A 13,148-nucleotide genomic window follows, 5' to 3' on the forward strand; every position below is an offset into this window, starting at 1 on the left:
GACGGGCCCACAACGACCGGCCCACCGCTGACCGACCCACCACGACCGAAACGGCCGCCGGCACCCGCCCCGGGTGCCGGCGGCCGTCGGCGGTCCCGCTACGCGGACGGTCCCGTGTGTGCCGTCACCTTGAGCTGGTCGGCCCGCAGGTACGTGGCCTGTTCGCGCAGCCGCTTGCCCGCCTTGTGGTAGACCGTGCGGGAGTCCAGCGTGGTCACTCGGTCGACCAGGCCGTCGGCGAGCTCCCCCGCCGCCTCGACCAGTGCCGCGAGGGCGCCCAGCAGCGCGGCCTCCTCGGCCTGCGGCACCTTGTCCCGGCCGCCGTCCCGGGTCTTCGGCAGAGCGTTCTCCCGCAATTGCCGCCGAGCCTCGCCGACCGCCTCGACCATCGCCCGCACGCCGCTGTCCATCCCGACCTCCCGGTACTGCACCGTTCGCCGACCGGGTGAGTGTGCCCGACCGAACCGGATTCACACACTCCGTACCGCACGACCGAAACGCGGTTAGGCTCCTGACATGGCGACAGACACGGCAACGAACACCGCGACAGACACCTCCCTCGCGACCGGCCAGCGTTCCCTCGGTGACCCCGGCCTCGACTACCCGCTCCAGCCGCCGCTGACGGCCGGCTGCCCACGCACCGGCACGGCGGACGTCGCCTACCCCGTCGAGGTCGACTACGCCTACGAGAAGCTGGACGCGGCCGCCCTGTTCGCCCCGTCCGCCGGGCGCGCGGGCCTGGACCGCTGGGCCCCGCTGCTGCCGCCGCTGCTCGCGCCGGGGCTGGGCGAGGGCGGCACCCCGTTGATCGAGCTCGAACCCGGGGTGTACGTCAAGGACGAGTCCCGCAACCCCACCTGGAGCCACAAGGACCGGCTGAACCGCTGCACCACCTCCGCCGCCGTGGCCGCCGGTGCGCCCGGGATCGCGGTGGCCTCCTCCGGCAACCACGGGGCCTCGGCCGCCGCCTACGCCGCCCGCGCCGGGCTGCGCTGCGTCGTGTTCGCCGGCCCGGACCTGCCGCCCGCCGTCGACGCGTTCCTCAACGCCTACGGCGCGGTGGTGCTGCCGGTGCCCTGGGAGGCGCGCTGGCCGCTGCTGCGTCAGGTCGTCGACCGGCTCGGCCTGCACCCGGTCAGCAACCTGACCAACACGCACACCGGCCACGCGTACGGCCCCGAGGGGTACAAGACCGTGGCGTACGAGATCTTCCAGGAGATCGGTGTGCCGGGCGCGGTGTTCCTGCCGGTCGGCTACGGCGAGCTGCTCTTCGGCGTCTGGAAGGGCTTCGCCGAGCTGCGCCGCCTCGGGCTGACCGACCGGATGCCGCGCCTCTACTCCTGCGAGACCGCCGCGGCCGCCCCGCTCGCCCGGGCCGTCCGGGAGGGGCTGCCGGCCGCGCACGTCACGCCGGGGCCGACCGGGGCGTACGCGATCGTCGCGCCGGTGAGCGGCTACCGGGGCGTGGTCGCGCTGCGCGACGGCGGGCGGGCGCTGACCCTGGACGACGGCCAACTGGCGGATGCCCAGGCCGAACTGGCCCGGGCCGGGCTCTGGACGGAGCTGTCCGCCGCGGCCGGGCTGGCGGGGCTGCGCAGCCTCGGCGGGGCGGCGGAGGCGGAGGGGATCGACGGGCCGGTGGTCTGCATCTCGACGTCCAGCGGGTTCAAGGACCGGGGCGTCGGCGCGCACCCCACCGCGCCGGTCGCCCCGGAGTGGGAGGAGGTCCGGCGCCGGCTGCACGCCGCCGGGATCCGCGGCTGACGCCATGCCGGACGAGCCCTGAGCGCGCTCACCTGGGCGCGCTCAATCACTCGCTGCTGTTCGCCGCCCGGCCCGCTGTCGTAGGCGCGGCGTTCGCCGGGCGGCGCCAGGCTGGTCGCGACCTGTACCGCCCCCGTGTCGAAGGGCTGCCCCGTGTCCCGTTCCCCCCGCCGTCTGCTGCCGCTGGCCGTCGCCGTCGCGGCGCTGCCCGTGCTCGCCCTGCCGGCCGGCCAGGCCGCCGCGGTGACGTACGGCACCCCGACGATCACCCTGTCGGCCGGCTACCTGTCCGGCGCGGTCGGCGCCACCGGCGACCCGACGGTGACCGTCACGGTGGCGCAGAGCGGCGCCTCGGCCTCGGCGCTGACCGTCGCCGCCTCGGCCACCACCCGCAGCAGCGTCGCCCGCACCGGCGACGTGACCGTGACCGGCACCGGCGGCACCCGGACCCTGGCCGTCGCCGCGCAGGGCGTCGGCTACACCGACCTCACCGTCAAGGTCACCGGCCTCGGCGGCAAGACCGCCACCCGAACCCTGCACTACGCCGCCTCCCCCGCCGTCCAGTTCGCCGCCACCAGCCGCTACCTGACCGGCTCCAGCGACGCCTCGGCCGCGGTGGACGTGGGCGGCGGCTTCATCGTGGTCGGCGACGACGAGTCCAACACGCTGCGCCTGTACGACCGCAACACCTCCGGCGCGCCCGTCCGCACCTGGGACTTCAGCGCCGCGCTCGGCGTCTCCAAGGAGATCGACATCGAGGCCGCCGCCCGGGTCGGCAACACGATCTACTGGACCGGCTCGCTCGGCAACAACAAGGACGGCGTGGTCAAGCCGGACCGGCACACCCTGTTCACCACCACCGTCACCGGCTCCGGCGCCACCACCCAGCTGACGCTGGCCGGTTCGTACACCGGGCTGCGCGACGACCTGATCGCCTGGGACGTCGCCAACGGCGACCGCTACGGCTTCGCGGCGGGCGCGGCGGACGGTCAGGCGCCCAAGCAGATCGACGGGTTCAACGTCGAGGGCCTGGAGTTCGCCCCCGGCAGCACCACCACCGCCTACGTGGGCTTCCGCGCGCCGCTCACCCCGGCCGTCACCGGCGGCCGCGCGCTGCTCGTGCCGGTGACCAACTTCCCGTCGCTGTTCGACGGTTCGGCCACCAGTGCGACCTTCGGCGACCCGATCGAGCTGGACCTCGGCGGGCTCTCCGTCCGCGACCTTCGCCGCAACGACCTCGGCCAGTACCTGATCGTGGCCGGCTCCTGGGCGGCCGACGACAACTCCGACCCGTACGCGCTGTACCGCTGGGACGGCCGGCCGACCTCGCGGCCGGTCAAGCTGCTCGACCTGCCGACCAGCGACGCCGGCGCCTGGGAGGCCGTCCCGGACGTGCCGAACCTGGACGCCCCCGGCGCCCGCACGCAGCTGATCACCGACGACGGCTCCGCCGACCTCTACGGCGACGGCACCGCGGCCAAGGACCTCACCCACCCGGAGTGGAAGAAGTCCCGGACCACCTGGTTCACCATCAGCTGAGGCTCCGCCATCGGGAAAGGCCCGTGCCCCGGCACGGGCCTTTCCCGATCGCCCCCGCAACCACCGCCCGCGGCGCTACCGTCCTTACCGACCGGGGGAACGGACCGGCGGACGGCGAGGGTTGGGGGCGCGGATGGCGCGGCTGAGGCATCTGGTCGTGGTGGTTCCGGGCATCGGCGGGAGCGTGCTGCACACGCCGCGGGGCGCGGCCCGGTGGAGCGAGCGCAAGCGCGCGCTGGTGGCCGCCGGCACCCGCCCGCACCGGCTCGGCCTGGACGAGACCCCGGAGCTCGTCCCGGTCGACCTGCTGCCCGACGTCACCGTGCTCGGCGCGACCGTGCTGCCCGGCTACCAGCGCCTCGTCCAGCGGATCACCGCCCGCTTCGACGACGTCCGGGTCGACGTCGCACGCCCGGGCCGCACGCCCGACCTCAGGGCGGACCTGCTGCTGTTCCCGTACGACTTCCGGCAGAGCGTCCAGCACGCCGCCGGGCGGCTGGGCGCCGAGATCGCCGCCCGGCTCGGCGGCGAGCTCCCCGGCACGCGCCGACGGCGGGTCATCGTGGTGGCGCACTCGATGGGCGGGCTGGTCGCCCGGTACTGGCTCGGCCCCGGCGGCGGCGCGCCCGACTGCGCGGCCCTGATCACCCTCGGCACCCCGCACCGCGGCGCGCCGAAGGCCCTGGACGTCCTGGTCAACGGCGTGCGGGTGGGGCCGAAGCGGCTCACCGGCCTCACCGGGGTACTGCGCGGCTGGCCCTCGGTGTACGAGCTGCTGCCCCGCTACCCGGCCATCGGCCCGGGCGACGGCCAATCCCCCCTGTACCCCCACCAGTTGGCGCACGACCCCGGCCTCGCGGACCCCGGCCTCGCGGACCCCGGCTTCGTGCCACCCGGCTTCGCGGCCCGCGCCAGGGCCGCGTACGACCTGCACCGGGACATCGAGACCGCCTGGGACGAGCTCGCCGGATCGCCGCAACGCCCGCTGCTGACCGCCGTGTTCAGCCGCGGCCACGCCACCCCGCAGCAGGCCCTGCGCACCGCCGCCGGGATCGAGGTCGGCAAGACCCCGGCGCCCTGGCTGCCCAACCCCGACTGGCACGGCGACGGCACCGTCCCGGCCGTCTCGGCGATCCCGATCGAGCTCGACGCCGACCTCAACGCCCGCCGCCCGACCGTCGAACGGCACGTCCCGCTGGCCGCCACCCCGCTCGTCCTCGACCTGCTCGCCGAACACGCCGGCGAGCCCCTGCACGCGGTGCGCGGCGACGCCCCCGACCGCCCGTGGCTCGGGCTCGACCTGGACGACACCGCCCCCGCCGGGCGGCCCGTCCCGCTCGGCGTCACCCTGCACGGCGCCGACGCCGACGAGCGGACCCGGGTCAGCGTCCGGCTCCGCCCGGCCGGCGGGTCCGTCACCCCGTGGCGGGAGGCCGCCAGGTCGACCGGCGGGGCGTCCTGGCACACCGAGCTGGGGCCCCTGCCCGCCGGGACGTACCGGGTGGAGGTCGCCGCCACCGAGGTGCCGGTGACCGGCCGGCTCACGACCGGGGACGTCCTCGGCATCCTCGACACCGACGCACTGGAGGCCGACGCACTGGAGGACGAGACCCTGGCGCCCGGCACCCTGGAGGTCGAGGCGTGAGCACCGCCTGGCCCCGCTGGGCCACCGACGAACCCGCCCAGCTGCTGGCCTACGTCCAGCGCCGCCGCCCCGACGAACCGGTCCGCGGCGCGCCCGCCGACCTGCTCGGCCGCGCCCTGCCCGCCCCGGGCGACGGACCCGCCGCGGGCCGCGCCCGGGCGCTGTACGAGGCCTTCGCCGCCCGCGGCATCAGCTACGCCGACGAGGCGCCGAGCAGCGACCCCGGACAGCAGACCGTCCGCCCGCCGTACGAGGTGCTGGAGACGCCTCGACACGCCACCTGCCTCGACCTCGCCCTCGCCTACGCCGGCGCCTGCCTGGACGCCGGCCTGCACCCGCTGCTCGCCGTCCTCGCGGGCCGACCGGGCGAGCCCGCGCACGCCCTGGTCGCGGTCCGGCTGGACGGCACCTGGGCCAACCGCGCCGACCGCGACCACCGCGCCGAGGAGGACGCGCCCGACTGGCGCACCCTGCCCGCGGACCTGCTGGACCAGCTCGCCGACACCGCCGACGCCCCCGGCGCCTACCTGGCCGTCGACATCACCGGCACCGCCGCCCGCGCCGACGCCGCCGACCCCAGGCGGCGTACCGTCCAGCCCTGGGAGGACTCGGTCGCCCACGGCGCCCGGCTGCTGCGCGCGGCCGCTGCCGAGGGCCGACTCGCCGTCACGCTCGACATCGGCCTCGGCTACCCGGAACGGGCACCCCACCCGCTGCCCGACCAGCCCGCCGGCGCCGTCCTCGCCCCGCCCTACCAGCCGCTGCCCGCCCACCCGGACGAGGTCGGCCCGCTGCGCCTGCTCTGGGCCCGCCACGAGACCGTGCGCTTCCACCCGCGCGACGAACTCGACTACCTGCGCGACTGGTTCCGCTCCCCCGACCGCGACCGCGACCCCGGCCCCGACCGCAACGCCACCCCCGCCACCCGGATCGCCCTGCTGCACGGCACCGGCGGCGCCGGAAAGACCCGGCTGGCCGCCGAACTCGCCACCCGGCTGGCCGCCGAGGGCTGGTACACCGGTTTCCTGGCCCGCGCCCCGCACCCGCAGGACTGCGCCTGGCTGGCCCGGGTCGCCTCCCCGCTGCTGGTGGTCGTCGACTACGCGGAGGACCGTAGGACCGACGACCTCCTCCTGCTGCTGCGCGTGCTGCGCGGCCGCGAGCAGCCGACCTGTCTGTTGCTCACCGCCCGCTCGATCGGCGACTGGTGGGAGCACGACGTCGCCACCGAACTGCGCCGCGAGGGCCACCCGTTCCACGAGCGCAAGGTCGCCCTCGCCGCCCGCCACCCGCGCCAGACCGGCGTCTACCGGGCGGCCCTGCGCTCCTTCGGCGTCCCCGACGCCACCGTCCTGGGCGCCGCGCCGCCCGAGGACCCCGGCAGCGACCCCTGGACCACTCTCGACCTGGTCATGCTCGCCTGGCTCGCCGCCCGCCACACCGGCGCCCGGCCCGTCGGCGCGCGCCCCACCGCCGAGGCCGACCTGCACGAGGAGATCCTCGCCCACGAACTGCGCTACTGGGAGCGCGCGTACACCGCCCAGATCGGCCCGCCGTCCAGGCGCACCAAGCAGGTGCTGCGCGAGGCCGGGGCCTGCATCAGCCTGCTCGCCCCGCGCGCCGACCGCCTCGACCACGTGCTCACCGCCGTCCCCGAGCTGGCCCGCGACGGCGTCCGACGGGACCAGTTCACCGCCCTGTTCGAGGACCTGCTGCCGGCCGCCCCCGAGGACGGCACGGTCGCCGTCCGTCCCGACCCGCTGGGGACGCACCTGACGGCCACCGTGCTCCGGGACGCCCCCGAGCTGCTCGGGGCCTCCCTCGGCGTGGCGAGCGAGCTGGAACGGCTCAGCGCCTGCGTGGGCATCACCCGGGTGGCCGGGTCGCAGCACCACGAGGCCGGGCCCGGTCTGGCGGCGGCGGCGATGACGGCGGAGCCCGAACTGTGGCCGCAGGCGCTGCTGGTCGCCTCCGCCCAGGGCGGACCGTTCGTCCCGGTCCTGGAGGACCTGGCCCGCGCCGAACCCACGCCGCTCCCGCTCCATCGGATCGCCGTCTCCGTCCCCGCCGACCACACCACGCTCAGCCGCTTGGCGTCGATCGCCGTCGAGCGCCTCCGCCCGACGGAGTCCCCGGAGGCCTCCGAGTCCGCCCGGGCCGACTGGGCCACCTGGCTCCACAACTCGGCCCCCCGGCAGGCCCGGGCCGGGCAGCACCGGGCCGCGCTGGACAGCAGCACCGAGGCGGTGGCTCACTACCGGATCCTGGCCCGCGACGACGCCGCCCGGTTCTCGCCCCTCCTCGCCATGGCCCTCAGCAACCTCGCCGTCTACCAAGCGGAGGCGGGCGACGGCCGGGCAGCGCTGGCCAGCGCGACCGAGGCGGTCGGGATCCAGGACAGCCTCGCCCAGGAGGATCCGGCTACCCACCTCCGACTGCTCGCCATCGCGCTCAGCAACCTCGCCGTCCAGCAGGCGATGGTCGGCGACGCCCGCACGGCCGTGACCACCGCCACCAGGGCCGTGGAGATCCACCGGACGATCGCCCGGAGTGACCGGACCGCCGACCTGCCCGAATTCGCGAAGGCCCTCGGGGCACTCGCCAGCGCCCAGGGCGACGCGGGCCGCCCACAGGAGGCGCTGCGCGCCATCCTCCAGGCCGTCGCGTACTACCGCGACCTCGCCGCATCCAACCCCGCCGCGCACCTGCCCGGCCTCGCCAATGCGCTCGGCCACCTCGCCGCCCGGCAGTCGAACTGTGGGCAGATCCGGGCGGCGGTGGACACCGCCACAGAGGGCGTGGGGATCGACCGCCGCCTCGCACATTCCGAGCCCGCCCACCGGCCCCACCTCGCCAGGTCCCTCACCAACCTGGCCAAGCTTCAGGCGGCCGTGGGCCGTCGGCAGGATGCCCTGGCCAGCAGCTCCGAAGCGGTCGACCTCCAACGCGCACTCGTGCGTTCCGAGCCCGCCGCTAACCGGCCCGACCTCGCCCTGTCCCTCGTCATCCTGGCCAGGCAGCAGGCAACCGACGGCCGGTACGGCGAGGCGCTGGAAACCGCCCTCGAAGGCGTGGAGCTCTACCGGGATCTCGTGCGGGAGGACTGGGCCGCCTTCCTCCCCGGGCTGGCCAGCTCGCTCAACGACCTCGCCCAACACCTGGCGCACGGCGGCCATCGCCGGAGGTCTCTGGACACCATCGCCGAAGCCGTCACCCACTACCGCGCCCTGGCGCGCGACAACCCGGACGCCTTCCTGCCCATCCTCGCCGGTTCCCTCACCAACCTCTCCCGGCAGCAGGCGGAAGCGGGCCAACGGCGGGAGGCCTTGGACAACGCCACCGAGGCCGTCGACCACTACCGCGACCTCCTCCGGGACGACCCCACCGCCCGCGTTCCTTCATTCGCCGCCGCGCTGGACAACCTCGCCACCCGGTACGCGGACTCCGGCCGTCACCAGGCCGCACTGGACACCGTCACCGAGGCCATCAACCGTTTCCGCGACCTCGTCCGGGACGACGACGCCCACCTGCCCGGCCTCGCCAACGTCCTGAGCAACGCGGTCCGCTTTCAGGCCCAACTCGGCCAGTCGGCCGCGGCTACGGAGCACGCGGTCGAGGCCGTCGCCGTCTACCGTCTGCTGACGCGGGACGACCCGACCGCCTTCCGCTCGGAGCTTGCCATCGCCCTGCACAACCTCGCCATTCGGCAGTTCGCGGGCGGCCGGGTCGAGGAGGCGCTGGCCACCGTCGCCGAGGCCGTCGAGATCCGTCGCGCCCAGATGGACGATCATCCTGAGGCCTTCCGCCCCGAACTGGCTGCGGCTCTCACCAACCTCGCCAACCTGCGGGCGGCCGCAGGCGATCCGGACACCGCCCTGGAGACCTACGCCGAGGCGGTCGGGATCCAGCGCCGCCTCGTCGACGACGACCCCGACGCCTTCCTTCCCTACCTCGCCGAAACCCTTCACAACCAGGCCTACTGGCTGGCCGAGACCGGGCAACGCGAGAAGGCCCGGGAGACCGCCACCGAGGCCGTCGCCCACTGCCGGCTCCTCGCCCGGGACCACCCCGAAGCCTTCCGCCCCCAACTCGCTCTCGGCCTGGTCAGTCTCGGCACCCAGCAGAAGGTCGCGGGCGAGCACCGGGCGGCGCTGGCCACGCTCACCGAAGCCGTGGACCTCTTCCGCGCTCTGGTGCGGAAGGAACCCACCGGCCACCGTCAATCGCTCGCCCTGGCCCTCACCCTTCGCTCCGAGGTGGAGGGTGAGACCGGCCGAACCGAAGACGCGCTGGCCACCGCCGCCGAGGCGTTCGAGCTCTACCTGGCCCCGCCTGCCGCCCTCCCCGACCTCCTCTCATGTCTTCGTCTGCTCTCGGCCCACCAGACGGCAGCCGGCCGGCCCGCATCGGCGCTACCGGCCTGGGAGCGCGCGATCGCGACCGTCGATCCGGCGCCCGCCGCCGAATTGCTGGCGGCCCGCGCGCGCTGGCACCACGAGCGCGGCGACCTCACTGGCTGCATCGCGGACCTCCGGGAGGCGGCGCGGCTGGCCGACGCGTCCGGCGACCCCGCGGCCGTCGGGCCGGCCCGACGCCAGGTGCAGTTCCAGGTCGCGTCCCTCCGCCGTGACCCCGCCGCGGCGCCGGCGCTCGACGGCATCCTCCCGGACCTCCCGGCCTGGACCACCGCCGACATCCCCGACGCGTACTCCGTCCCGCTCAGCGCCTGGGTGGAAGCCCGGGACTGGTCCGGCCGCGCGGCCGTCCTCCAGCAGTGGCACTCCCTCCTGGCGCGGGACGAGGGCGGCGCCGCACTGGCCGCAGCCCTCGTCCTCTTCCCGGAGCACCCGGAACTCGCCCTGCTGGAAGCGGTGCTGGCCGAGGCCGCCAAGCTCGGGCTCGACCAGGTCCTCGCCCGGCTGAACGCCACCCAGGCCGCCATCACCCTGGTCACCTCCTGGCTGACCACCCTCACCTGGGCGGAATCCCTCGACCACCTCCAGGCCCACCCGGAGCTGACCACGGACCCGCTCGTCCGCCAGTACCTGTTCGACCACGTGACGGACGACCACGCCCGCCAGCACCTGGGGATCCTCAACCTCCTCCCCCATCTCCCGGCCGCCGAGGTGTACGAGGCGATCACCGACCCCGCGACCGCCGTCGAGACCGCCGCCGACCTGCTCGACCAGGGGCACACCGACGCGGTCCTCCCGCTGGTCATGGCGGTGCCCGAGCTCCTCGACACGCCGTTCTGGGGGCCGTACCTGGGCGGGATCTACACCCTCCACACCGCCGACGGACCCGAGCACCTGGCCGAGGCCGAGCGGTTGTTCACCGCGGCCGCTGAGCAGGGCACCGAGGTCCAACGCGCCGCCGGGGCCGCCCGGCTGCGGGCGCTGGCCCGGCACCGGCCGCAGGACGCGCCGCAGCTCGAACGCTTCGCGGAGCTGCTGACAACCGACTGATCAGAGCGCGACGAGCACCTTCCCCCGGCTGGCGGCCCGGTCGACGTACAGGCTGCGGTAGGCGGCCGGGATGGCGTCGAAGCCGTGGTGCACCGTCTGCTCGTAGCTCAGCTCGCCGGCGCGCGCCAGGGGGCCCAACTCCTCGCGCAGCGCCGTCCAGTTGTCCTCGGTGAACCACTCCGGGGCGAAGATGCCGCGGATCGTGGTGCGCGGGAACATGATCATCGGCAGCAGCCGGGGCCCCACCCAGTCGCCACCGACCTGGCTGGCCCACTGCCAGCAGACCGCGACCTTGCTGTCCACGTTCAGCATGGTGAACACGACGTCCGTGAGGGTGCCGCCGAGGTTGTCGAAGTACCGGTCGACGCCGTCCGGCGCGGCCTCGCGCAGGGCCTCGCCCAGCCGTTCGGGTTCGTCGCCGTCGCGGTACGGCACGACGGCGTCGAAGCCCAGCTCGCGCAGCCGGGCCGCTTTCCCGGGTGAGGCGGTGGTGCCGATCACCCGGGCGCCGCGCCGCTTGGCCAGCTGGCCGACCAGCGAGCCGACCGATCCGGAGGCGCCCGCGACCACCAGGGTGTGGCCGGGCCGGATGTCCAGGAACTTGGTGACCGTCCCCCAGGCCGTCATGCCCGAGCCGCCCATGATCCCGAGCACGGTCGAGAGCGGCAGCGCGTCGTCGTAGTCCCGGGGGTCGAGCCGACGGTAGGCGGGGAAGACCATCGGGAACGTCCCGGTCTGCCACGGCGACGGCGCGCCGTTGCTGACGACGTGGCTGCGCCAGCCGCCGAAGCCGTGCACCACGTCGCCCACCGCGAACGGCGCCTCGGAGCCTGCCTCCAGGACCTCCATGACGGAGTCCCCGCCCATGTGGTCGCCGATCGGCGTGTCCAGCGCGATGCCCTGGAGGTACGGGTCGAGCGAGAGGTACTTCGTCCGCAGCAGCATCTCGTCCGGCGCGAGGCGGACGTCCACGTCCTCGACCACCTTCTGGTACATCCGGTCGACGTCCGGGACGCCCTCGACGTGCTCGCGGACGACCCACTTCTCGATCTTCACGGACTGGCTCCTCATCGGACGAACTGACCGAACTGACCGAACTGGCCGACGGGGTCGACCACATGGGTGGGCAGGGGGGCGGTGTCGTCCACGGTGGCCGTGAAAGGCCGGCCCTCGTCGTGACAGATGAACTGCATGACGTGCCGGCCGGAGGCGGCGGCCCGGATCAGCCCGCCGGTGGTGGCCCAGACCCCGGAGAGGTAGAAGTTGCGCAGGCCCGGCAGCACCGGGCCGTTCCGCTTGATCTCCTCCTCCATGGTCTCGCCGCTCTCCACGAAGGGCTGCCAGCCGAGCACCGAGCCGTCGTAGTTGCCGGTGTAGCGCAGCTGGGTGAGCGGGGTGGAGACGTCCTTCACCGTGATGGCGTCCCGGATTCCCGGGTGGTGCCGTTCGAGGAGTTCGACGACCGCGTCCCGCACCCGGCGCTTCTCCCGCTGGTACTCGCGGCCGCGGCCGACCGGCAGGGTGTGCAGTTCCTCACCCCGGCGGATCCGGGCGGCCTGTTCGGGGCCGGTGCTCAGGGCGCGCCAGGGGGCGATGTCGCTGAAGTAGCTGGCGAACACGACGCCGGTCCCCCGCGGCGACAGTTCGGGGTAGTGCCGGCTGCGGAACTGGATGTTGATGCTGGGGTGCCGGATGCCGGTGAGGCGCGCGGCCAGTTCGTCGTCGAGCAGGTGGGTGGTGCAGGGGTCGCCGGTCGGGAACGGCTCGCGCAGGCCGAGGAAGACGGCGACGTACCCGGGGAAAACCTGGTCGCGCTGGTCGATGCACTGGGTGTAGAGGCGGCGGTAGGTGTCGTTCAGGTAGCGCCCCTTGAGCAGGTCCATCACCGTGCTCCGGCCGTCGCAGGCGGACACCACGACGTCCGCCGCGATCTCCGTCCCGTCGCTGAGCCGCACGCCGCGGGCCCGGTCGTCCTCCACCAGGATCTCCACCACCTTGGCGTTGCAGGTGAGTTCGCCGCCCAGCCGCTTGTACCGGTGCTCGATCGAGCGGGCCAGGCCCAGCGAGCCGCCCTCGGGCACCCCGGCCGACAGGCCCTCGTGCGCGGCGAGTTGGAAGTAGAACGGCAGCACCGGGAAGTTCGGGTGCTTCTCGTAGAGGATGAAGTTGAACGCCTCGCGCAGCAGGGGGTCCTGGAACCGGGTGGAGTAGTCGGTCATCAGTTCGCCCAGCGAGCGCCGGATCAGGTTGAAGTACGGCACGAAGGAGGCCAGCATCCGCCAGCGCTCCCAGCGGCCCATCAGCCCGACCGGGGTGAGGAAGGGGTAGAGCGTCAGGCAGCGGCGGAACCTGCGCAGGTCGGCGCAGAACCGCCGAATCTGCCGGGTGTCCTGCGGCGAGAGGCCGATCAGGTGCGCCTCCAGCCGGTCCGGGTCGGAGTAGAAGTAGACGGCCCGGCCGTCCCGCCCGCGCACCACGTTGAAGGCGTCGAAGTTGCGCATCCGCTTGCCCTGGAGGGCGCCGAGTTCCAGCCAGATCTGGTGCATCTCGTTGCCGGGGCCGCTGCCGAGCAGCCAGCTCACGGTGGGGTCGAAGGTGAACCGGCCCCGCTCCCAGCCGGTGCAGCACCCGCCGGGGATCTCGTGCATCTCCAACACCCTGGTGCGGTACCCGTTCATCTGCGCGTAGCAGCCGGTGGACAGGCCGCTCAGCCCGCCGCCGACGATCACCATGCT

Annotated in this window: 7 protein-coding genes; 4 read left to right on the forward strand and 3 right to left on the reverse strand. The window is 74.6% G+C overall.

The features are described from left to right. Window positions 1-98 precede the first annotated feature (98 nt). Window positions 99-410 (reverse strand): hypothetical protein, encoded by a 312-nt coding sequence (locus ABTY15_RS08075; protein WP_350577956.1) that lies wholly within the window; start codon window positions 408-410, stop codon window positions 99-101. 106 nt (window positions 411-516) lie between these two features. Between ABTY15_RS08075 and ABTY15_RS08080 the strand changes: the two genes are divergently transcribed. The 4 genes from ABTY15_RS08080 (at window position 517) to ABTY15_RS08095 (ending at window position 10,413) form a co-directional block, all read left to right on the forward strand. Next, window positions 517-1,764 carry a threonine synthase gene (locus ABTY15_RS08080; RefSeq protein ID WP_350577959.1) on the forward strand — a complete coding sequence of 416 codons (1,248 nt, stop codon included), beginning with the start codon at window positions 517-519 and terminating at the stop codon, window positions 1,762-1,764. A 153-nt stretch (window positions 1,765-1,917) separates the two neighbouring features. After that, complete coding sequence (locus ABTY15_RS08085) at window positions 1,918-3,303, forward strand: hypothetical protein (RefSeq protein WP_502893448.1); 1,386 nt, start codon at window positions 1,918-1,920, stop codon at window positions 3,301-3,303. 133 nt (window positions 3,304-3,436) lie between these two features. Further along, the gene (locus tag ABTY15_RS08090) at window positions 3,437-4,948 is read left to right on the forward strand and encodes a PGAP1-like alpha/beta domain-containing protein (RefSeq protein ID WP_350577962.1); all 1,512 of its coding nucleotides are present in this window, start codon (window positions 3,437-3,439) and stop codon (window positions 4,946-4,948) included. Next, window positions 4,945-10,413, forward strand: coding sequence for a hypothetical protein (locus ABTY15_RS08095; RefSeq protein ID WP_350577965.1), 5,469 nt, complete (start codon window positions 4,945-4,947; stop codon window positions 10,411-10,413). Before ABTY15_RS08090 ends, ABTY15_RS08095 begins: the two co-directional genes overlap by 4 nt. Here the strand turns inward: ABTY15_RS08095 and ABTY15_RS08100 are convergent, their stop codons facing one another. Both ABTY15_RS08100 and ABTY15_RS08105 read right to left on the reverse strand, forming a co-directional pair. Beyond that, window positions 10,414-11,469: an MDR family NADP-dependent oxidoreductase gene (locus ABTY15_RS08100; RefSeq protein WP_350577967.1), complete on the reverse strand. Its 1,056-nt coding sequence runs from the start codon at window positions 11,467-11,469 to the stop codon at window positions 10,414-10,416. A gap of 11 nt (window positions 11,470-11,480) precedes the next feature. After that, window positions 11,481-13,145: a phytoene desaturase family protein gene (locus tag ABTY15_RS08105; protein WP_350578217.1), complete on the reverse strand. Its 1,665-nt coding sequence runs from the start codon at window positions 13,143-13,145 to the stop codon at window positions 11,481-11,483. Window positions 13,146-13,148 lie beyond the last annotated feature (3 nt).

Origin of the sequence: Kitasatospora sp. NPDC097643 (assembly GCF_040302625.1) — a bacterium.
In the GTDB taxonomy this organism is placed as follows: domain Bacteria; phylum Actinomycetota; class Actinomycetes; order Streptomycetales; family Streptomycetaceae; genus Kitasatospora.